The organism is Polynucleobacter sp. SHI8 (genome assembly GCF_027944005.1).
In the GTDB taxonomy this organism is placed as follows: Bacteria; Pseudomonadota; Gammaproteobacteria; order Burkholderiales; family Burkholderiaceae; genus Polynucleobacter.
Genome location: NZ_AP027204.1, coordinates 447,222 through 468,155, shown reverse-complemented (window position 1 = coordinate 468,155; position 20,934 = coordinate 447,222). Strand labels below are relative to the sequence as shown.

Annotated in this window: 20 protein-coding genes; 13 read left to right on the top strand and 7 right to left on the bottom strand. The window is 40.2% G+C overall.

Features of this window, described 5'->3' with window-relative positions; genetic code table 11:
• Nucleotides 1-13: 13 nt before the first annotated feature.
• Together QMN06_RS02430 and QMN06_RS02425 are read right to left on the bottom strand one after the other, a co-directional pair.
• Entirely contained in the window at nucleotides 14-1,414 is a 1,401-nt protein-coding gene (locus QMN06_RS02430; protein ID WP_281970934.1) for an MmgE/PrpD family protein, read from the bottom strand.
• A gap of 17 nt (nucleotides 1,415-1,431) precedes the next feature.
• Nucleotides 1,432-3,816, bottom strand: coding sequence for a xanthine dehydrogenase family protein molybdopterin-binding subunit (locus tag QMN06_RS02425; RefSeq protein WP_281970933.1), 2,385 nt, complete (start codon nucleotides 3,814-3,816; stop codon nucleotides 1,432-1,434).
• Between the two features lie 135 nt (nucleotides 3,817-3,951).
• Between QMN06_RS02425 and QMN06_RS02420 the strand changes: the two genes are divergently transcribed.
• From QMN06_RS02420 to QMN06_RS02395, 6 genes are read left to right on the top strand one after another with little or no spacing between them, the layout of a single operon-like run.
• Nucleotides 3,952-4,920 carry an ABC transporter substrate-binding protein gene (locus QMN06_RS02420; protein ID WP_281970932.1) on the top strand — a complete coding sequence of 323 codons (969 nt, stop codon included), beginning with the start codon at nucleotides 3,952-3,954 and terminating at the stop codon, nucleotides 4,918-4,920.
• 6 nt (nucleotides 4,921-4,926) lie between these two features.
• Nucleotides 4,927-5,700: an ABC transporter permease gene (locus QMN06_RS02415; protein ID WP_281970931.1), complete on the top strand. Its 774-nt coding sequence runs from the start codon at nucleotides 4,927-4,929 to the stop codon at nucleotides 5,698-5,700.
• Between the two features lie 30 nt (nucleotides 5,701-5,730).
• A complete protein-coding gene (locus tag QMN06_RS02410; protein ID WP_281970930.1) occupies nucleotides 5,731-6,492 on the top strand; it encodes an ABC transporter ATP-binding protein in 762 nt (253 codons plus the stop codon).
• Nucleotides 6,493-6,526: 34 nt separating this feature from the next.
• A complete protein-coding gene (locus QMN06_RS02405; RefSeq protein WP_281970929.1) occupies nucleotides 6,527-7,003 on the top strand; it encodes a (2Fe-2S)-binding protein in 477 nt (158 codons plus the stop codon).
• Between the two features lie 16 nt (nucleotides 7,004-7,019).
• On the top strand, nucleotides 7,020-7,814 hold the full coding sequence (locus tag QMN06_RS02400; RefSeq protein WP_281970928.1) for a xanthine dehydrogenase family protein subunit M: 795 nt from the start codon (nucleotides 7,020-7,022) through the stop codon (nucleotides 7,812-7,814).
• Between the two features lie 18 nt (nucleotides 7,815-7,832).
• Entirely contained in the window at nucleotides 7,833-8,927 is a 1,095-nt protein-coding gene (locus QMN06_RS02395) for a ring-opening amidohydrolase (protein ID WP_281970927.1), read from the top strand.
• Between the two features lie 9 nt (nucleotides 8,928-8,936).
• Here QMN06_RS02395 and QMN06_RS02390 read toward each other — a convergent pair whose 3' ends face one another.
• Nucleotides 8,937-9,416: a VOC family protein gene (locus QMN06_RS02390; protein WP_281970926.1), complete on the bottom strand. Its 480-nt coding sequence runs from the start codon at nucleotides 9,414-9,416 to the stop codon at nucleotides 8,937-8,939.
• Nucleotides 9,417-9,429: 13 nt separating this feature from the next.
• On the bottom strand, nucleotides 9,430-9,813 hold the full coding sequence (gene hpxZ, locus QMN06_RS02385) for an oxalurate catabolism protein HpxZ (RefSeq protein ID WP_281970925.1): 384 nt from the start codon (nucleotides 9,811-9,813) through the stop codon (nucleotides 9,430-9,432).
• 373 nt (nucleotides 9,814-10,186) lie between these two features.
• Here hpxZ and QMN06_RS02380 point away from each other — a divergent pair, with 373 nt between their 5' ends.
• The 5 genes from QMN06_RS02380 to QMN06_RS02360 all read left to right on the top strand — a co-directional run bounded on the left by QMN06_RS02380 (nucleotide 10,187) and on the right by QMN06_RS02360 (nucleotide 15,475).
• On the top strand, nucleotides 10,187-11,158 hold the full coding sequence (locus QMN06_RS02380; RefSeq protein ID WP_281970924.1) for a tripartite tricarboxylate transporter substrate binding protein: 972 nt from the start codon (nucleotides 10,187-10,189) through the stop codon (nucleotides 11,156-11,158).
• Nucleotides 11,159-11,205: 47 nt separating this feature from the next.
• Complete coding sequence (locus QMN06_RS02375) at nucleotides 11,206-12,084, top strand: amidohydrolase family protein (RefSeq protein ID WP_281970923.1); 879 nt, start codon at nucleotides 11,206-11,208, stop codon at nucleotides 12,082-12,084.
• A 133-nt stretch (nucleotides 12,085-12,217) separates the two neighbouring features.
• Complete coding sequence (locus QMN06_RS02370; RefSeq protein WP_281970922.1) at nucleotides 12,218-13,273, top strand: AbrB family transcriptional regulator; 1,056 nt, start codon at nucleotides 12,218-12,220, stop codon at nucleotides 13,271-13,273.
• 124 nt (nucleotides 13,274-13,397) lie between these two features.
• Nucleotides 13,398-14,714: a histidinol dehydrogenase gene (gene hisD, locus QMN06_RS02365; RefSeq protein WP_281970921.1), complete on the top strand. Its 1,317-nt coding sequence runs from the start codon at nucleotides 13,398-13,400 to the stop codon at nucleotides 14,712-14,714.
• Nucleotides 14,714-15,475: an SDR family oxidoreductase gene (locus QMN06_RS02360; protein ID WP_281970920.1), complete on the top strand. Its 762-nt coding sequence runs from the start codon at nucleotides 14,714-14,716 to the stop codon at nucleotides 15,473-15,475. Before hisD ends, QMN06_RS02360 begins: the two co-directional genes overlap by 1 nt.
• Before the next feature lie 154 nt (nucleotides 15,476-15,629).
• Here QMN06_RS02360 and QMN06_RS02355 read toward each other — a convergent pair whose 3' ends face one another.
• The 3 genes from QMN06_RS02355 to QMN06_RS02345 are packed head-to-tail and all read right to left on the bottom strand — an operon-like array spanning nucleotide 15,630 to nucleotide 17,998.
• The gene (locus QMN06_RS02355; RefSeq protein ID WP_281970919.1) at nucleotides 15,630-16,583 is read right to left on the bottom strand and encodes a zinc-binding alcohol dehydrogenase family protein; all 954 of its coding nucleotides are present in this window, start codon (nucleotides 16,581-16,583) and stop codon (nucleotides 15,630-15,632) included.
• A 9-nt stretch (nucleotides 16,584-16,592) separates the two neighbouring features.
• Entirely contained in the window at nucleotides 16,593-17,588 is a 996-nt protein-coding gene (locus QMN06_RS02350) for a tripartite tricarboxylate transporter substrate binding protein (RefSeq protein ID WP_281970918.1), read from the bottom strand.
• Between the two features lie 17 nt (nucleotides 17,589-17,605).
• A complete protein-coding gene (locus tag QMN06_RS02345; RefSeq protein ID WP_281970917.1) occupies nucleotides 17,606-17,998 on the bottom strand; it encodes a YciI family protein in 393 nt (130 codons plus the stop codon).
• 289 nt (nucleotides 17,999-18,287) lie between these two features.
• Here QMN06_RS02345 and QMN06_RS02340 point away from each other — a divergent pair, with 289 nt between their 5' ends.
• A complete protein-coding gene (locus tag QMN06_RS02340) occupies nucleotides 18,288-19,400 on the top strand; it encodes a hypothetical protein (RefSeq protein ID WP_281970915.1) in 1,113 nt (370 codons plus the stop codon).
• Between the two features lie 83 nt (nucleotides 19,401-19,483).
• Nucleotides 19,484-20,926 carry an MmgE/PrpD family protein gene (locus tag QMN06_RS02335; protein WP_281970914.1) on the top strand — a complete coding sequence of 481 codons (1,443 nt, stop codon included), beginning with the start codon at nucleotides 19,484-19,486 and terminating at the stop codon, nucleotides 20,924-20,926.
• Nucleotides 20,927-20,934 lie beyond the last annotated feature (8 nt).

Below are 20,934 nucleotides of genomic sequence, written 5' to 3'. Positions count from 1 at the left end.
ACCTATTTATATCTTATTCACCAAAAAAAGAATGAATCCATTCATTTGTTTTTAAGGGTAAATTTGGATTTTTTTCTAACTGCTCACCTAAAGCAACAACAGAATTTTTTAAGTTTGGCGCAAAATCCTTGGATAAAAAATCAATCTTTTCTAATACTGTATGACGTTCTAAAGGTCTAGCAGAACTCCCCAAAGCAGCTTCACAGAATTCAGTTAATTTGTCGCCATTTTTCAACTCAATGGTGACTTTTGCCGGGCGATCATAAGGCCAAGGTCGCACATCCTTCATTTCTTGCATCAACACTTTATTTCTCATATTGGCAATATGGGGATTAGACATACTTTCATGTAAAAAATTTTCAGTGGCTTTCGCACCATTAATAATGGTGCCGGCTACTGCATGAGGTATTGAAAATTTTGCAGCTATAGTTGTTGCTGGATTGATGTTATTAAAGTTCATTCCCATTTTTGAAACTTCTATCAATACAGAACGAATCTCATCTCCACCGCGAAGATTTGGGTGCTCACTGAAGATTTTCTCTATTGCTTCCATCGATGCATGTGCGTGATGACAAGATCCATAAAGCTTATGATAGCCCGCAGTAATGGTCCAATCTGACCCCAAGTCCATGCAAAGATGCTCGGGCTTTGAAGTTGCACCAAAACCCATTTGATAAACATCGTAAGGGCCAGTAGCTGTCCCATAAATATTAGCTTGTGCCATCTGACAGGCGAAGTACCCTAACCAGGCACCCGCTGCTGGCCAAGCATTACGAATCAATGCGCCTTCAATTGGGTGACTATAAGGGCCGGGCGAAACCATCGTGCAAGCCCCAGTTAATGCATTCATGAAAAGTGTTTTATCAAATTTCATTAAACTCGCATAACCAGCTGCTGCACAAACAACATTAAACACCCCATGAGGATGTAACCTGGGTAATGTTTCAGGCCAAGATCTTGCAAAACGAGTACCCACCTCATAGGCAACAACTACAGCCCTTAGTGTCTCTTGAATCGATAGATTATTTGCTTGAGCTGCAGCTAAAATAAGAGGTTGGCTCAGTGCTCCTGGATGAATGGCAGTCCGAGTATACCCATCATCCAACTCATTCCAAGTAATCGCTAAACCATTTGCAAGTGCGGCATTCATAAAAGAAGTCTTCGGGCCACTCTTCCTAAATACAGATGCTTCCTCGCCAACAATTTGACTCAGCAATTGACTATGATAGGTGTTGACTTCAGGCTCATTAGACGCGGACATCGTTGCTGCGATGTTATCCCCTAGAATCAATACTGCATGTTGTAAAACTTGATTAGGAATATCTTCATAGCGAAGACTAGTTGCCCAATCTGATAATTTAGATAAATTTTCAGCGACGCTATTTTTAATAGCTACTTGATCAACGGCATCCATGATTGGTCTTTTCTTAGTTAATTTTTTCTGAGCGCATGCCAAATTTTATTTGAGGTGAATGGCATTTCCACACCTCGAATACCAACAGAGCCTAGTGCATCTATCATCGCACTAGTGATAGCAGCAGGAGCACCAATAGTTCCAGACTCACCACAACCTTTAACACCTAATGGGTTATGCGTACATGGTTGAGTTTCATCTGCTTCAGAAATAAAGTCAGGCAATATATCGGCTCTGGGCATCGCATAATCCATGAATGAACCCGTCATGATTTGACCAGTCTCTGGTTCATAAATAGCACTTTCAAATAACGCTTGGCCAATACCCTGAGCAATAGCGCCATGAACCTGTCCTTCAACAATCATTGGATTAATCACCGTACCGACGTCATCGATGGCAATATAAGAAAGTAAGGTTGTAACGCCAGTTTGTGGATTAATCTCTATTTCACAAGCTTGCGCTCCATTTGACCAAGTTAAGTTTGGCGGATCAAAGAAAGCGTTTTCGTGAAGAACGGGTTCCATTCCAGGAGGCAAATCATGCGCATATGTAGCAGCGCGAGCAATTTGATACCAATCTAATTTTTCTTTTGTTGTTTGACAAACAAAATAGCCTAGGTTATCAATGATTTCATGCTTCACATCAGCAAGTTCACAAGCAAGAAGATGCGCTGCAAGTAATTTTGATTTATCAATGATTTTTTTACAAGCCATAGTAATAGCTCCACCAGCAATTACCATTGATCTTGATCCAAAGGTTCCAGTTCCATAAGGAACTCTTCCCGTATCCCCTTCAACCAACTCAATCATCGATAAAGGTAGACCTATATGTGAAGCAATGACTTGAGGAAATGTTGTTGCATGTGCTTGACCATGACTATGTGTCCCGCACATCAAAAGAATACTGCCATCCGCTGAAACTCGAATATCGGCTGAATCAAAAAATCCAGCTCTTGCACCGAACATTCCTGCATATTTAGAAGGAGCTACTCCTGAGCTTTCCAGGAAATAACAAATACCAAAACCGCGTATCATCCCATTTTCTTTAGAAAGGGCGCGGCGTTTTTCAAAACCAGCAAAGTCAGCAACTACAAGAGATCTCTCAAAAAGACGTTGAAAATCGCCACTGTCGTAAATGGGCCCTAATGGTGTTGAGTAAGGCATATCAGTCGATTTTATGAAATTTTTACGGCGCAGATCCATCCGGTTCATACCGGTTTGAACTGCGGCCTCTTCAATTAATCGTTCTAGTACGAAACACGCTTCTGGACGTCCTGCGCCACGATACGCATCTGTTGGGACTGTATTGGTAAACATGGCATCAACTTCAGCAAAAACTGCAGGAATCTTATACGGTCCAGATAAAACAGCGGTGTAAACCGTCGTCGGAACTGCTGCTCCCACAGTTGATATATATGCCCCAACAGCAGCGTAGGTTTTAACTCGGACTCCTAAAATATACCCATTTTCATCTAGAGCCATCTCTGCAGTGGTCATATGATCACGTGCTTGGTAATCACTAATAAATGCCTCACTTCGCGTTGAGGTCCACTTTACGGTGGTCTTTAATTTCTTACAAGCCCAAGCTAAAATCGTTTCTTCTGGATACAACTTCCCTTTTGTTCCAAAGCCACCGCCCACATCTGGTGCAATCACACGTATTGAGTTTTCAGGCAAGTTCAATTGCTCAGAGGTCAGCTTACGAATATGATGCGGTACTTGCGTGGCAGACCAAATGGTCAGCTCATGACCATCATCGCCATGAGAAGGAGATACTTGGGCAACAACCGCTCTCGGTTCGATTGCGGCACATACAATCCTATGGTTCTTAATTTCCACTCGGATGTGATGAGCCGCTTTTGCAAAAGCAGCATCAACAGGTTCTTTGGAGCCACGGTGGAACTTTACACAAAGATTATTCGGCGCTTGAGAATGAAGCTGTGGCGCAGAGGCAAGCGCAGCTTTCTCAACGTTAACCACAGAATCTAGAACCTCATAGTCCACTTCAATTAATTCAGAAGCGTCAATTGCTTGATGAACTGTTTTAGCAATCACCATCGCTACTATTTCACCAACGTGACGTACACGATCTACTGTAATGGAATAACGTGGCGGCTCATTCATTTGAGAGCCATTAGCGCCAGGAATCATCCACAGTGGCGTCATCTTACCAACGCCATCGTTCAATAAGTCTTGCCCAGTAAATACAGCAATTACCCCTAAAGATTTTTGTGCAACAGAAACATCTATGCTCTTTAAGAGTGCATGTGCATGAGGCGATCTTAAAAATGCACAGTAATATGTATTTTCAGGAAGAACATCGGCGACAAATTGTCCCCGACCGGTTAATAGTCGATTATCTTCTCTGCGCAATACTGATTGACCAATACCTTGTGGATGCATGAAATTCTTTCAAATAATTATTTTAAAAAAGGAGTGTAAAAAATTTAAATTTAATAGCACAAGTCTCAAAATAATGTTATCTTACTTTTAAAACATGCACAAGAAATTCAAAAATTAATAAAATATGGAGATTGTATGAACCTCAAGAAAAGTTGTTTTATATCCCTAATCATTTTGTTGTTAGCTAGTTTTTCTTCATTAAGTATGGCTCAACAGAAGATGAAAATGGGGCTATTTATTGCTTCATCAGCACTGCCTTATTTCATCGCAAAAGAGCGTGGTTATTTTGCTGCAGAGGGACTTGATGTTGAGGGAATACCCTTGGCAACTCAACCCTTAGTTGTCCAAGGTATCGTTACTGGCGATTTAGATGCGGCGTCTAATTTACTTTCTCTTGAAGGTGCAAACATCAATGCGTTAAGACCTGATACGTTAAAGTATATTTCTTTAAACTGCCAAAATACAAAATATCAACTCGAGGCATACGTTGTTCCTATTAACAGCCCAATTAAAACCTTAGCAGAATTAAAAGGTAAACGAATCATGTCTGCGCCAGGCCCAGGAAATCTGTTTGTCGCAAAAGGTGTCCTAAAGGGTGTTGGTTTAGATGAAAAAGATTATCAAATGCAAGAACAACAAATGAGTGTTCACATTGGCGGTATGCAGTCTGGCCAATTTGATGCTGCTTACACACTTGAGCCAATCGTAAGTATGATGGTTTCTCAAGGTGTTGGTCGTAAGTTAGAAAGTGGCGTTATTGCTAAATATATGTTAGGTAGACCTGATGCATGTGCTGTTCTTGGCGGCGGCGTCCTCAGCTCTAAATTTATTAAAGAGAATCCGCAGGCAGCAGAGCGCTTTGCTCGCGCTTGGTCGAAAGCTTTGAATGATGGCAACAATGATCCTAAGGCTCGTGATTTATTGGTGAAACATATGAATACATCAGCGAGCATTGCTCAAACTGTGCCTTTGTCTTATTACAAGATGGCTCGTGATTTGACTGCCCAAGACATTGCCGATTTTCAGAACTTAATTGATCAAGCTACAACATACGGTTTAGTCAAACAAAAAATCGATGCGAAATCATTTTTAAAAGTATATTAATTTTTAATGACTGCAATGCCTTACAAAAAACTTTTAGAGCCTCTGACGCCATTAATTGGGGCTTTAGTTTTTGTCTCAATTTGGTGGTTGTGCACAGCATTTAAATTGGTTGACCCTTTTTTATTGCCTTCTCCACTTGCCGCAGGAAAAGCAATGTGGACGGGTATAACTAATGGAACCCTGTCCCTCGATATGCTGATTACTATTCGTCGAACAGTCTATGCATTTTTAATCGCTGTAGTCATTTGCGTACCTCTCGGACTTATTTTAGGAAGCTCTGAACGAATTTATCGATCCTGCGAATTTGTGATTGATTTTTTTCGTTCAACACCAGCCTCGGCTTTGTTCCCTCTTTTCTTGGTGATACTTGGTGTTGGAGAAAATACAAAAATTGCAGTAGCAGCATTTGGTGCAGGACTTTTAATTTTATTTAATACTGCATACGGTGTAATGAATGCTCGGAAAGTAAGGCAAGCAGCAGCTCGAGTTATGGGCGCATCAAGCCTTAAAATTCTATATGGGGTAACACTCCTTGAATCGCTTCCTCAAACCTTTGTTGGAATGCGTTCAGGGATTTCATTTTCACTCGTGATTGTGATTGTTGCAGAAATGTTTATTGGCTCTACAGATGGATTGGGTCAACGTGTCATTAATGCCCAAATGATTTTTAATATGCCTGAAATGTACGCCACTATTTTTAGTGCTGGGGTATTGGGCTACGGGTTAAATCTTCTTTTTATTCTTGCGGAAAGGCACTTTGTCCATTGGGGCGGAAAATAAACGTGTATTTCCCAATTTAATCAATTTATTATGACTGCACATATCCAAATTCGTGGATTAAGTAAAACTTTTGCTGGACAGACACTGTACTCAAATTTTGATCTTGATTTTTCTCACGGGAAAATAACTTCTATCTTTGGTCCAAATGGTTGCGGTAAATCAACCTTGATCAATATGATTTCTGGACTAACGCCAATGGATGCTGGCGAAGTACTTTTTGACGGCAAAACTTTAGCTCAAACCGTTATAGGCTATGTATTTCAAAATTATCGTGATGCACTTTTCCCTTGGAAAAAGGCGATTGATAATATTAAATACCCTCTCCAAATTGCCAAAAAATCGCCAGGCGAGATTGAGGCTAGAACTCAAGAGTTAATTGAATCGTTTGATGTCCGTTTTGATCTTAATCGATACCCTTATGAACTATCTGGGGGGCAACAACAATTAATTTCCATCATGAGAGCGCTGGCCCCAAATCCTGAAGTGCTTTTTTTGGATGAACCATTCTCTGCGCTTGACTATGAAATGACACTGTTTATGCGGGATAAATTACAAGCAATTTTTGAAGCCACAAAAACAACGATGATTCTTGTCTCGCATGATCTTGATGAGGCTGTTTATTTATCTGATCATATTTTGATGTTGACACGTCGACCGACGCAAATTGCCCGTGAGATAGAGTTTAATGCCCCAAGACCTCGTCAAACGAGCACTCTGACATCGGAACTATTTAATGAAGTCAAAGGACAGTGTCTTGAAATCTTCCAAAAAGAGATCAAAGTAATCGATTAGAATTAATTAATTTATATTATAAAGGAGATGATCCATGAGCATCCAAGTATCGATGATCATTAATGGCAAGTCAGTACAACATGAAGTTGAAGAGCGCACACTCTTAGTCAATTTTATTCGCGATACATGTCGTCTAACAGGAACTCATGTTGGATGCGATACAGCACAATGTGGCGCTTGTACAGTTCATTTAAATGGCCGTGCAATCAAGAGTTGTAGCATTCTTGCGATGCAAGCAGAAGGCGCAACTGTTACCACTATTGAGGGAATTTCAACGGATGATCAGTTACATCCTATGCAAGAAGCCTTTAAAACACATCATGGCTTGCAATGTGGTTATTGCACACCCGGAATGATTATGAGTGCAATTGATCTCGTAAATAACTGCCCCAATCCTAGTAAAGAAGATATCCGTGAACAACTTGATGGAAACTTATGTCGTTGTACTGGCTATCACAATATTGTCATAGCGATCCAAGAGGCCGCCAAAGTGATGAGCCCTACTAACTAATTTTTCGGAGTGATTTATGTATCCATTTGCATTTCAGCACACTAAAAATATTAAAGATTCCGTATCTGCCAAAAAAGAACATGCGGATGCAAAATATATCGCTGGTGGTCAAAGTTTAATTGGTGTGATGAAGCTTAGACTTGATCAGCCATCGCAATTAATTAACTTAGGATTAATTCCTGAACTAGCAGGAATCTGCGTCGAAGGAAGTACATTAACGATTGGAGCAATGACTAGGCACGCTGAAGTTGCTGCATCTGCTGATGTAAAAAAATGTATACCGGGTCTTTCTCAACTTGCAGGTCTCATTGCAGATCGAATGGTTCGAAACATGGGTACTATTGGCGGGTCTGTCGCTAACAATGATCCCTCGGCAGATTATCCATCTGCTTTATTAGGATTGAATGCAACTATCATTACTAACCAGCGCGAAATTAAAGCTGACGATTTTTTTCTTGGCATGTTTGAAACAGCCCTTGAAGGAAGTGAGTTAATTCAATCAATCCGTTTTACAGCCCCAATTAAATCAGCCTACGCTAAATTCAAACACCCAGCATCAAGATATGCGGTCGTAGGAGTCTTTGTTGCGCAATTTGCGGATGAGGTAAGAGTTGCTGTAACAGGCGCTGGCTCATCCGTGTTCCGACTCTCAGAAGCTGAGAAGGCGCTTTCTAGCAATTTTTCTGCTGACGCATTAAAAGCAATTCATATTTCTGCTGATGGACTTAACTCTGACTTTTTTGCAGACTCAGAATACCGTGCCCATTTAATTAAGCTAATGGCAATACAAGCAGTTAACCAGGCAAAATAAACTTAACCGGGAATTACTATGGCAATTGATGTTGTTAAAGTAGAAATTAAAAGCGTTTCTGATGCCTCTGGGCTTCATCATCATCTTGAGTCTGGAAGATTTAAGGCGGACGACATCATTGCCGTTATAGGAAAAACCGAAGGAAATGGCGGCGTTAATGACTTTACGAGAATCTTATCTGATCAAGCTTTTCGGGCGGTTTTATTAAAACACGGTACACGAACTGAAGAACAGATACGCCAAATTCCTATGGTTTGGTCTGGGGGGTGTGATGGGGTCATTACACCGCATGCCACTATTTTTGCAAAAGTAGCTGACTCTTCAAATTCAAAAGAAAGCCGTCTTGTTATTGGAACTGCTTTAAGTCCACGTATTTATCCCGAAGATATTGGTCGATTGTCGATGGTAGAAAAAGTTCGCCAAGGGGTGCTTCTAGCGATGAAAATTGCTGGGATTGATGATCCTAAAGATGTTCACTATGTACAAACTAAAACACCACTTCTCACCATTGAGTCTGTCCTTGACGCCAAATCACGTGGTAAGACACTAGCCTGTGAAGTTCATGATTCAATGGGAGTTTCTAACGGCACGACTGCTTTAGGAATTGCTGTAGCTCTTGGCGAAATCTCCATGCCAACGGAAGAAGATATCTGTGAGAATCATGACTTATTTTCATCCGTATCATCATGCTCTTCTGGAGTTGAATTAGATTTCGCTCAAATAGTTCTACTTGGAAATAAAGTAGGAGCTGGTGGACGTTTCAGCATCGGCCATGGCATTATGCGTGACGCCATTGATATCGATGGAATCTATGATGCTATCCGATCTGCGGGGTTAACTTTACCTGACCGTCCTAGAGCAAGTGACTTAAACGGCAAATTGGTTAATTGCTTTATTAAATGTGAAGCGGATCAAACAGGTAAACTTCGTGGTCGCCGGCAAATTATGTTAGACGACTCCGATGTTCACCATCATCGCCACTCAAAAGCAGCTGTTGGCGGAGTTGCAGCTGCAGCGATTGGTGATCCTGCTGTATTTGTATCGGTTGACGCTATGCACCAAGGACCACGAGGTGGGGGACCTGTGATTGCGATTGTTGACCTTGGTAATTAAAAAGTCTTTTTATTTGTAGACTTTAGGGTCAAAGAAACTCGAACCAGCAATATAGCGCTTACCATCTGACATATCGGGTAGCGGCCCCTTCTCAATTTTTCCTTCAAAGGTTAATTCGAGTTGGACGCCACTTGGATCATAAATAAACAGCTGCCAAATGGTCGTGTTGGGTACTAAAAATTCACGATAAGGTAATTTCATTTCGATAAATTTTTGACGATACTCATGATACCCAGAACAAGAAAATGAAATGTGGTCAATTGCAGCGGTGCCTAACTCCGTTTTACCATCGGCGCCCAACGCTGGTCCACCAGCATAACAATGAAGTATGGCTTGTCCACCCGGGATCGGGGCTGCAAGCCATGCTCCAGGGAATCCAAAGTCAGGGCGATAAATATCAATCAATCCTAACACCTTGATATAGAACTCTTTAGTTGCCTCTAAGTTGTTTGTTTTAACCGCGATGTGAAACAAGCCGTTCGTAATCATAAATTCCTTTTATTTATACTTTATCTATCAAACTAACATGAGCGGAAACTATTCTCCAACCTTCCGGTGTTCTAACCCAAGTCTGAGATTGACGCCCCATTTTTCCTGGAACAGTATCTCTTTCAAATAAGGTATTAGCTGTTGCTAGATCATTGCCAAAAGTAGTGATGACCGTTCTACTGATGCTTCTTAACAAGCCTTTCGAAGGCCTTGCGGCGCGAAAGGCAGCTATCTCGTCAAATCCATATAAATTTTCATTCATGCCATAACGAATCACTAATGGATTATTCCAAAATGAATTATCCAAAATATCAATCTTATTGTGAATCAAGGCATCTTCATATTGATCAAAAAGGGCTTGTACTTCAGCATGTACGCTTGGAAGATTAATTTGCATTTAATGGTCTCAAAATTATTAATTAGTAAAACCCATATTATTGTGCAACGTAAAGGAAATATCGAATTTATGTACTCTTAATATGGGTCGATATTGTTTTATTATCTTATCACTGCATCAAGGTAGGTTCAATAAAGTTGAGTTTACTCTCTACATTTTGTTAAATAGAATGATTTATTAAACATTTAGCAGCTGCCACAATATCTAAAAAGATGGATTCTGGCAGGAACAAGTCGTAAAAATTTAATGCCATGATTAAAAAACTTGATTTATTTTGACACAAATTAGAACTATCCGAAAAGTATCAAATAAAGTTTTATCATTCTTCAAATATTTTGTTAATATAAGACATAAAAAAACAAATGGAGACACAATGAAAAGCTCATTGGCGAAGTGTATTCTCGTATTAACTCATCTTGTATTTTGTACAACCCACATTTCATTCGCTCAAGAATATCCATCAAAGCCAATTAAAATTGTTATTCCATTTCCACCTGGTGGCGGTGCTGATGTTTTAATGCGCCCCTTAAGCAAAAAACTATCTGAGTTATTGGGCCAAACCATCATCTTAGATAATAAGCCAGGAGCTAATGGAAATATTGGCGCTGATTATGTTGCTAAATCCTCACCAGATGGATATACCTTACTCTTAGGTAATAGTTCTTTGCCCATCAGTAGCGCGCTATACACACAACTTAACTTTGATCCTATTAAAGATTTAACTCCGATAGCAATGATGGTCAACACTCCCAGTGTTCTCGTTGCAAACCCAAAATTTAGAGCCAAAAATATTTCAGGATTAATTGCAGTTGCAAAAGAAGATCCAAAAAAAATCAATTACTCTTCTGCTGGAATAGGCAGTACTCCTCACTTGGGTATGGAAGTGCTTGGTCTTGCAACTGGGACTCAGTATTCACACATTCCCTATAAAGGTGGGGGTCCTGCAGTATCTGCCGTTCTTGCCAACGAAGTCGATATATTGATTACGAATACCTCAACAGTACTTGCCCAAATACAAGCGGGAAAGTTAGTTCCACTAGGAACGACAACATTAAAACGAACTCCAGTTCTGTCCTCTGTTGCTAGTATTTCAGAAACCATACCAGGTTATGAACTGAATACATGGTATGGTCTTTTTGGCCCTGCGGGGTTACCCAAAAATATTGCGCTACGTCTTAACCAAGCCTTTATACAATGCTTAAATAGTCCCGAAATCAAACAACAATTAATTGCACTAGCTTATGATCCTGATCCTGGATCTGCAGAAGTTCTAGCTGCCTTATTAAAAAAAGATACTGCTCATTGGGCTAACGTAATCAAAATTACGGGGATTAAAGCTGAATAATTTTCAAAAATTTCCATCTTCTCTCATCATTAAAAAAGATTACTTCCATGTCTAACACCTCTGTTTTTCAAAATCCACAACCACATAAAGATACAACAAAGCCCAACATAGTCTTACCCAAGAACGCTACGGATTGTCACTGCCATCTATTTGATGATCCTATTAAATATCCTTTAATTAAAAATCCTGCATATCTGCCTCCTTCCGTTTTGATTGCTGATTATTTAAAAGTGATCGATACGATTGGTATTGAGCGAGCAGTGATTGTTCATGCCAATGTATATGGCCTTGATAATTCTCTTGCCTTAGATGTTATCGCTAGTGCTCCAGATCGGTTTAGGGCGATTGGTCTTGTTGATGAATCCATTACCGACAAAGAACTTGAGCGCCTTCATCTTGGTGGAGTCAGGGGGTTTCGCTGCAACTTGGTGAATCAAATCGGCTTATCACTTGACGCCGCAAAAAAATTAGCTCAGCGAGTCAAACAATATAATTGGCATACACAATTTCTTCTTGATGTAGAAAAGTTTCCGAACTTAACTGAAACCTTTGCCGACTTTCCTATTGATGTAGTGATTGATCATATGGGTCGACCAGTGATTGAAAAAGGTGTTGAGGAAAAGGGCTTTCAAAGCTTAATTGCCTTCTTAAAAACCGGTAAAGGATGGTCCAAGTTTTCTGCCCCTTATAGAACCTCTAAGGATCCTCTCCAGTATCGAGATATCATACCTTTTGCCCAAGCTCTTGTGGAAGCAGTACCAGATCAATTGGTCTGGGGTTTTGATTGGCCACATGTCAATATGGCACCTGGCACTCCGATGCCAGACGATGGTGAATTAGTCAATCAAATTGCACAATGGATTGAAAACCCTAGCAGCTTACAAAAAATTATGGTTGACAACCCTACCTATCTTTATGGATTTTAATGATTAGGAGTAAGAAGAAATAGATTAATAAGTAATTTCTTTTGACAACTAGATTTCAAGTAATTAATGATGGGAAATAGTTCTATCTTCAACTTAAAATTATGTGCTATGGGGAACGTTTTTTAAGCCATTGATGATTTCAATATTACGTATCTTTTTCACTATCCTTGTTGCATTGATTGCTGCACTTATTTGTGAATCCTTACATACTCCCCTCCCATGGATGATAGGTCCATTAATAATTACCGCAATCCTTTCCATCTCAGGTCTAAGAACTCTTAGTTGGACTCCCTTTCGTAACTCTGCTCAATGGATCATAGGCACAGCTTTAGGGCTTTATTTCACTCCACAAGTCAGTGCTTTAGTGGTGAGTTTATGGTGGATGGTCGCAATTATTATCATTTGGTCATTGACTGTTGGTTATGGGTATGGTCTTTGGTTATATAGGTACAACTCTCCGAGAATTCCCGATCTAGATCGAAAAACCACTTACTTCGCTAGTTTAATTGGCGGTGCATCAGAAATGACTTTATTGGCCGAAAGAGAACATGCTAGGACAGATTTAGTTGCATCAGCACACAGTTTGCGAGTCTTCATCGTTACCATCTCTGTGCCCTTTATAGTTCAGTGGATTGGGTGGCATGGCTTAGACTACACTCCTTCCCATACACACCAGTTTGACTTAATTGGTCTACTTTCTCTCGGTCTTTTAACTGGAATAGGCGGGCTCATCATGAAAATTTTGGGCCGCTCAAATGCTTGGTTCATTGGTTCCTTAATAGTTTCTATTGTGTTAGCAACTAATGAAATTGAACTTTCCGGTGTGCCTCCAATTCTCTCCAATGCAGCTCAATTACTGATTGGCATTAGCCTAGGGGTTCGGTTCAATCCCGCTTTTACTCGAACTGCACCACGCTGGTTAATCAGCGTTGGAATAGGGACATTTTTCATGGTTGGGATGTGTTTTTTAGTCAGCTTTGGACTTAGTCAATTCATATCTCTTCCAATGGCAACCATTGTTTTGGCATCTGCCCCGGGAGGAATAGCAGAAATGGCAATTACTGCTAAAGTAATGCAGCTTGGTGTAGCAATTGTTACTGCTTTACAAGCTTGCCGAATCATTGCTATTTTACTTTTAGCTGAACCTCTCTATCACTGCCTAAAACGTTTTAAAATATTAAGTTCCTAAGTTGCTCAGATGACAATCCCTGTTTTACTTGCTAATCAGATCACTGAGTCAAACTGCTTTCTTATATCCATTTACAATATAGTTTAATAATTCACATAAATATATAAATTATCCGGAGCAAAAAATGATCAAATATCTCAAACGTGGTAAGGATGTGCAAATTCGTTTAGACGAGGACGTTAAAGTCCGCCAAACTGTTGAAGGCATCATTAAAGATGTTGAAGTAAGGGGTGACGAAGCAGTCAGGGAATATAGTAAAAAATTCGATAATTGGGACCCTTCTGATTTCAGATTAAGTCAGGCCGAAATTGAAAAAGCGCGTAAATCACTTTCCCCTCGTGAAATCGAAGATATTACCTTCGCCCAAAAACAAGTGCGTAACTTTGCACAAATTCAACGGGACTCGATGAAAGATGTCGAAGTTGAAACTTACCCAGGCGTCATTCTTGGTCACAAACATATCCCAGTCAATGCGGTTGGATGTTATATCCCTGGTGGTAAATATCCTCTTCTAGCCTCTGCGCACATGAGTGTTCTGACTGCTAAAGTTGCTGGGGTTAAACGTGTTATTTCTACTGCACCTCCGTTTCAAGGTGTACCTCACCCAGCGATTGTTACCGCCATGTCGATGGCTGGTGCTGATGAAATCTATGTTTTAGGTGGTGTTCAAGCGGTTGTTGCAATGGGAGTTGGTACACAAAGTATCGCTCCTGTCGATATGCTCGTTGGCCCTGGAAATATGTTTGTTGCAGAAGCAAAGCGCCAACTCTATGGTCGCGTAGGTATCGATTTATTTGCAGGCCCAACAGAAACTTTAGTGATTGCTGATGAGTCTGTTGACGGCGAATTATGCGCTGTCGATCTTTTGGGGCAAGCAGAGCATGGACCAACATCTCCAGCGATTCTTCTCACTAATAGTGAAAAACTTGCAAGAGACACGATTGCTGAAGTTGATCGCCAATTAGCTATCATTCCAACAGGAGCAATTGCTAAACAAAGCTGGGCTGACTATGGTGAAGTGATTGTTTGTGATACGTATGAAGAAATGCTACAAAAGGCTGATGAGTTAGCCTTTGAGCACGTTCAAGTCATGACGAAGGATCCTGATTACTTCCTTAACAATATGACGAATTTTGGTGCCTTATTCCTAGGCCCAAGAACGAACGTTAGCTTTGGTGATAAGGTGATTGGCACGAACCACACTTTACCTACCAATCGTAATGCTCGTTATACAGGTGGACTTTGGGTTGGAAAATTCCTCAAAACCTGTACCTATCAAAGAGTTCTTACCGATGAGGCAAGTACAACAATGGGTGAGTACTGCTCACGTCTTTGCCATATGGAAAACTTTGCTGGTCATGGTGAGCAGGCGAATATTCGTGTTCGTCGCTACGGCAACCGTCCGGACCTCGCTTGGTATGAACCAGTTGCAGCAAAATAATGACGATGCAAGCGCCTAACTTTAGAGTAGATGGTCAGCGTGCACTAGTAACAGGGGGCAGTCGTGGCATCGGTTATTGTGCCGCACTTGCCTTAGCACAAGCTGGTGCACAAGTAACGATGGTTGCAAGATCTCTTGACACACTTGAGTCCTCGCAAAAGGAATTACTATCCGCTGGTTTTACCAGCGAGATTGTGCAACTTGATGTCACGGATCCTGCCGCGGTTGATGATGCACTTGGCGCTCTTGAACCCTTTCAGATTTTGGTCAACAATGCTGGCATGAATCGCCCAAAGCATCTTGTTGATGTTAAAAATGAGGATATCGACGCTGTTTTTGATCTCAATATCAAGGCTGCTTTTTACGTCACCCGTCAAGTAACACAGCAACTTTTAGCGGCAAAACTTCCCGGTTCGATTATTAACATCTCTTCTCAAATGGGTGTGGTAGGTAGTCCAAGACGCACTCTGTATTGCGCAAGTAAACATGCTTTGGAGGGTATGACAAAAGCTTTAGCCTGGGAGCTTGGGGAGGCAAATATTCGTGTAAATACGATTTGTCCAACCTTTATTGAAACTGCTATGACCGCCCCAATGTTTGCTGATGAAACGTTTAGAAAATGGGTTATTGAAAAGATTGCTCTTGGACGACTTGGTCAACTCGAAGAAATCATGGGCGCAATTGTTTTCTTGGCAAGCCCGGCTTCTAGCCTCATGACGGGAAGTGCATTGATGCTGGATGGCGGCTGGTCAGCTGCATAAGGTTTATTCTAGTCAAATTAAAAAAATTATTTTTATCTGACTAAAAGCATTTGATATCCGGTGTTTACTGTCAAGAATTCGATGGGAATTTATCTTTATTTTTTATAAGTATTAGAAAATAAAATTCAAGAAAGCTAACAAATATTTGCTCTACTCAAATCATTAGTACTGTTCTAACGTCAGAGCTTGTTGTATTCCACACCTGAGAAACTTCACTTAACGGAATTTTTTCAGTCTTGATCTGAAATCCAGCCTCAGGTGCATGTTTGATGAGGTCGGATACTGCACTTAACATTTGTGCGATAGAAAGACTACCTAAGCCACTTCCCATGACTTTAAGCCCGCTAGACCTGAGTGCTGATGCAGGAAATGGAATCGTCGCCCCACCAATTGATCCAATTTGAACCAATTGCATACTGAATCCCTGCGGACTATGTTTGGCTGAACTTTGAATGATTGAAAGAGCACTAGGTCCCCATAAATAATCAAGCAAGATATGAACACCCTGTTGAAAAACAACTTTCAAAGAGTTCTCCAAAATGCCCGTTTCTTCTGTTAATTGAATACATTCATCTGCTCCAAGAGCAATCATCTCATCAAACAATTCGGATCGTCTTGCTGTGGCAATAATTTTTCCAGCGCCTAAATACTTAGCAATTTGAATAGCTAATCTTCCAGAAATACCGTTTGCACCATTAATCAACACCGTTTGCCCTGGAACCATTTTGGCTTGATCAATCAATGCTGCCCACGAAGACATTCCTGGGATGGCCATTGCTGCGAGGATATCCGAACTTAGTGTTTGCGAAATTTTTACGCAATGCTTTGTATCAACAACACAATATTCAGCCATCGCTCCAAATGGATTTTGCGGTAACAAAAAATAGACCGTGGAGCCATCTTCTAAGGTTCCTACGCCATCAAAGCCTGGGATAAACGGTACTTCATTGTCTGAACTGTAATGGGTTACAGAAGCTCGTGCCTTGGTAATTTGACTAATGGAGGATGCTCGAACACGGACCAGGTTCTGACTGGCATCAGGTAGCGGATTTTTGAAATCTGCAAAGACAGGTGGCTGATCTTTTTGCAGAACAACAGCAGCTTTCACATGAATCCTTTAATCGGCAGTTGCACCAGATTCTTTTACGGCTCTTGCCCACTTCGGTACTTCGGCTTTCATATACTGTTTGAACTCATTGGGTGATAAAGACTTTGTATCAAGTCCTAAACCAGTAAGTTTATCCTTCACATCTTTTGTTTCAATTGCCCGATTAATTTCAGCATTTAATTTATTCACAATTTCCGGTGGGGTTTTACTTGCCACCCAAAAACCAAACCATGTGGTGTCATCAAACTCCGGAAACCCTTGCTCAGCCATGGTCGGAACATCTGGCAGAGCAGATGAGCGCTGTGCGCTCGTCACTGCCAATGCCTTTAACTTACTAGCTTTAATAAACTGTACTGTAGGTGGCATCGATGTGCTTGAAATTTGTGTATGCCCGGCTACTGTTGCACCAACTGCCTGAGCTGGTTGATACGGCACATGTACAAAATCAGAATTTGTCATATTTTTAAATCGTTCAATTGTCAAATGGGTGGTAGTTCCAATGCCTGATGACGAATAACTTAATTTCTCTTTTTTGCCATAGGCAACCAGTTCTTTTAAGTTATTTACTGGTAAAGCAATATTAAGGCCAATCACGTTGGGTGAACTTGCACCTAGGGCAATCGGCTCAAAATCAGCAATCGCATCATATCCAGCATTTTTATAAATACTAGGATTAATGGCAAATGACACACTATGAACCAATACGGTATATCCATCAGGATTTGATCTTTTCACATAGACACATGCAATATTCCCACTCGCACCTAATTTATTTTCGACAACTATATTCCATCCTAAAGTTTCGGTTAATTTAGCTGCTACTAGTCTAGCCATAGAATCTGTAGAGCTTCCTGGACCGGTTGCCACGATCAAGGTAATTGGTTTTTGTTTTGGAAAATCTGCTTGTGCAAAAACGAATGGACTTATTAACAAAAATACGATCGAAGAGATAAATCTTTTCGTTTGAAGTGTACTTCTTAAAAAATAAATACATTGAGTAATCATCTTTGTCTCCTAATGAATTAGAGTATTTTTTGTGAACGATCAGAATAATTCAGTTGAATGGTAATAGTGCCTTCATTCAATAACCAAGGTCTCACTTTGAAAGACCTAGCACCACACTGATGCATTGGATCTTGTGCTGCTATCTCTTGAGCAGCCTTTAAAGATTCTGCACGAATAATCACCATACCTTCACCATTCCAATCAGACTCATTATCAGCAAAGAATGGACCCGCCCCGAACATGATTCCTTTTTTTTCAAGACCAATTTGAAACTGTAAGTGTTGCTCTAGATTCTCCATCACAGGACCTAGGCCATTGGTTGGAGTAGTAAAAACCACATAAAGCTCTTTACACAACATATCTTTACAGGCTTGTAAAATGTCTGCTTTAGTCACTGATATAGAACTCAAGGTTGTCTCCCTATTTTTATATTTACCTCAATCTTATATTGAGATTGTCTTATTACTTAAATACCTTCGTTGAGGTTAAAACACTCATTAGGCTTTATTTATTTATTGATTCTAATCCATCTAGCAAGTAGCAAAAGAGTTCTTTTATCTAAAATGGATACCTACTGGGGTTTATACTTAGGTAATGCTTATATCTTTGCAATGTGATTTATCTCTAAACAACATTTAGTCGTCAGTCTGGCCAACTCTGTAATAATGAAACTCACTAACACCTTCTAAATCAAAACAAATGAGTTCATTTCTTCCTCGTAAGAATCATTTATTTTCTATTATCGTAATTTCAGTTCTATTGTCTGGAATTTTTTGGCTCATCAGCTTTTCTCTTGCATTCGAAAAATCTGTATTCCTTCGTGATCGTGCGTTTCTTTATCAATTATTTTGGTTTCCATTTCATATCCTACTAGCCTACTTCTCAATCATTGTCTACAAAAGATTGGTTGCAGGTACGCACTATAAAGATATTAGTATTAAATCCATCATTAAAGATCTTCACAAAAATTATCGTGCAGTCATTATTTCTCTAATACTGATTACTCCGTTCATGATTGAAGACATCATTGAGGGTTCAGTCAAAGCTCAAGAAAGTTTCGCTCAACTTGGCTATGCCTCTTGGGTCATGATTGGCCCCATATGGATCATTGAATGGTTAATGCTTGCTGTCATTTGGTCCAGGGTACTAGCAACTATTCGATTAACGGTCAAAACATACTCTCCTAGTTATGTTGATGATCATTTAGATGATCTCCTCATACTGAATCCAAATACGCCTCATTTACAAGCAGGGGTTGAGAATGCTCTGATTAATTTCTTTTATGCAATCTCTACCCTAGCTTATATTCAACTCACCGGGGGTGAGACTTCAGATTTTCAGACTTGTTTGATTTCTGGAGTGCTTGTTTTGTTTAGTTTTCTCGCTAGCTTTTTCTTTCTCCGTATGCGCATCAATGATGCGCTAGAACGAATCACTGCAAGGCACGCTAAACATTTAGATCAATATTATAAAAATCCAAATCAAGCTTTTACTCAAGAGTCTTTTCAAGATCTCAAATTGAATCCGCTTTTAATTGATGATTTTGTTTTGAATAAACCAGCCAAATTTTCGAGTCGTGCAACTGAGCGAATGAGTATTGTGCGTGCAAGCTTATTAATTGAATCCATTCAAGAAACTGGTAATGCGGATCATATTAATGTAGCGAAAGGTTTAGAAGCCATAAGGTATTATCAATTTGAGCAAAAACTGTCTTCCTTAGGGATCATGGAATTACAAGGTGTATTAATTCGTTTAGGTTCTCCAATTATTATGTTGTTGGCTAAGTCAGGGGTGTTATCGTCTTTGCATTAAATTTTATTCATCATTGAGGGTAAAATTTTTTATATTCATTCTTTATAGAATAAATTAAATGTTCTTTAATACGGAAAAATATCATGGATAAACGTCAATTTTTATCAGCTAGCTCCCTTGGTGCCCTGCAGTTTCTGATTCCTTCTGTTTGGGCACAAAAAGATGCTCTCAGTTCTGAGATGAAAATCCTCAGTGAATATATGGCGCAAGCCATGCATAACAAACTTACTCCTGAAGTAGCTCTTCAAGCAAAATTTCATCTGCTAGACACGTATGCAGCCATCATCTCAGGCTCTGAACTTGCCGCAGGCATTTCAGGTTTGAACTACATCAAACGTTATGCCAGCATCGGTAAGTGTACTGTCATGGGCAGCAAATTAAAGGCAAGCCCAATCGATGCAGCTTTAGCAAATGGCATGATGGGTCATGCAGACGAAACAGATGACTCCCACAACAGGTCTAGATCACATCCTGGTTGTTCAGTGGTGCCGGCTGCCACTGCTGGGGCTGAGCAATTTAATATCTCTGGTGAACATCTTCTTCGTGCAGTTACTCTTGGCTATGATGTTGGGACACGCGTTGTGATGGCGATGGGAGGGCCAGAATTTAGTTATACCAGTCACAAAAGTTCTCACAGTATTGCGGGTATCTTTGGCTCTGCCGCAGCGGCTGCATGTACGGCCAAGTTGAATGACCAACAAATGCGCTGGTTGTTAGATTACACTTCGCAACAATCCTCTGGTATTTATGCTTGGGGTAGAGACACTGACCATATTGAAAAATCTTTTGTATTTGGTGGAATGCCTGCCAAAAATGGTATTACATCAGCATTAGTTGTCGAAACAGGCTGGAATGGTATTAATGATATTTTCAGTGGAGCCGATAATTTTTTTATGGCTTATGCGCCCAATGCAAATAAAAGTCTTTTAGTTGATCAGCTAGGTCAACGATTTGAAATTACTCTCACCGATATTAAAAAATGGACGGTAGGTTCTCCGATTCAAGGACCACTAGATGCTCTTGAATTAATTCGGGCAAAAAAAGACTTTGCCGCTTCAGATGTGGATAAGGTGAAGGTGTTTTTAGAGCCTGCAACTGCTAGGGTCGTGAATAACCGAGAAATTCCAGATATTTGTTTACAACACATGGTCGCTATCATGCTCCTAGATAAAACTGCGAGTTTTAAAGCCGCCCATGATGTTGAACGGATGAAAAGTTCAGCGGTATTAGCGCAACGTGCAAAAGTAGAGCTTGTACCTGATGAAAATCTAAAACAATTTATGCCAGTCAGAGTGGCTATCGTAGAAGTTTATTTAAAAGATGGGACTGTTCTAACTGAACGTGTTGATGCGGTCCGTGGCACTCCTAGAAATCCAATGAATGAAAAAGAGGTCGTCGCAAAAGCAAGTGATTTAATGGTGCCGATTCTGGGAGTAAAACAATCAAACAAACTCATTAATACCGTTCTCAATATTGAAGGTTTGAAAAATATTGCTTCCCTAAGTAAGTTGTTGCAAAAAAGTTAACCTAGATG

What these genes read in the sequence shown, in the direction of transcription:
- QMN06_RS02430 (WP_281970934.1), bottom strand. Translation starts at nt 1,414, where the DNA reads ATGGATGCCGTTGATCAAGTAGCTATTAAAAATAGCGTCGCTGAAAAT.
- QMN06_RS02425 (WP_281970933.1), bottom strand. Translation starts at nt 3,816, where the DNA reads ATGCATCCACAAGGTATTGGTCAATCAGTATTGCGCAGAGAAGATAAT.
- QMN06_RS02420 (WP_281970932.1), top strand. Translation starts at nt 3,952, where the DNA reads ATGAACCTCAAGAAAAGTTGTTTTATATCCCTAATCATTTTGTTGTTA.
- QMN06_RS02415 (WP_281970931.1), top strand. Translation starts at nt 4,927, where the DNA reads ATGACTGCAATGCCTTACAAAAAACTTTTAGAGCCTCTGACGCCATTA.
- QMN06_RS02410 (WP_281970930.1), top strand. Translation starts at nt 5,731, where the DNA reads ATGACTGCACATATCCAAATTCGTGGATTAAGTAAAACTTTTGCTGGA.
- QMN06_RS02405 (WP_281970929.1), top strand. Translation starts at nt 6,527, where the DNA reads ATGAGCATCCAAGTATCGATGATCATTAATGGCAAGTCAGTACAACAT.
- QMN06_RS02400 (WP_281970928.1), top strand. Translation starts at nt 7,020, where the DNA reads ATGTATCCATTTGCATTTCAGCACACTAAAAATATTAAAGATTCCGTA.
- QMN06_RS02395 (WP_281970927.1), top strand. Translation starts at nt 7,833, where the DNA reads ATGGCAATTGATGTTGTTAAAGTAGAAATTAAAAGCGTTTCTGATGCC.
- QMN06_RS02390 (WP_281970926.1), bottom strand. Translation starts at nt 9,416, where the DNA reads ATGATTACGAACGGCTTGTTTCACATCGCGGTTAAAACAAACAACTTA.
- hpxZ (WP_281970925.1), bottom strand. Translation starts at nt 9,813, where the DNA reads ATGCAAATTAATCTTCCAAGCGTACATGCTGAAGTACAAGCCCTTTTT.
- QMN06_RS02380 (WP_281970924.1), top strand. Translation starts at nt 10,187, where the DNA reads ATGAAAAGCTCATTGGCGAAGTGTATTCTCGTATTAACTCATCTTGTA.
- QMN06_RS02375 (WP_281970923.1), top strand. Translation starts at nt 11,206, where the DNA reads ATGTCTAACACCTCTGTTTTTCAAAATCCACAACCACATAAAGATACA.
- QMN06_RS02370 (WP_281970922.1), top strand. Translation starts at nt 12,218, where the DNA reads ATGATTTCAATATTACGTATCTTTTTCACTATCCTTGTTGCATTGATT.
- hisD (WP_281970921.1), top strand. Translation starts at nt 13,398, where the DNA reads ATGATCAAATATCTCAAACGTGGTAAGGATGTGCAAATTCGTTTAGAC.
- QMN06_RS02360 (WP_281970920.1), top strand. Translation starts at nt 14,714, where the DNA reads ATGACGATGCAAGCGCCTAACTTTAGAGTAGATGGTCAGCGTGCACTA.
- QMN06_RS02350 (WP_281970918.1), bottom strand. Translation starts at nt 17,588, where the DNA reads ATGATTACTCAATGTATTTATTTTTTAAGAAGTACACTTCAAACGAAA.
- QMN06_RS02340 (WP_281970915.1), top strand. Translation starts at nt 18,288, where the DNA reads ATGAGTTCATTTCTTCCTCGTAAGAATCATTTATTTTCTATTATCGTA.
- QMN06_RS02335 (WP_281970914.1), top strand. Translation starts at nt 19,484, where the DNA reads ATGGATAAACGTCAATTTTTATCAGCTAGCTCCCTTGGTGCCCTGCAG.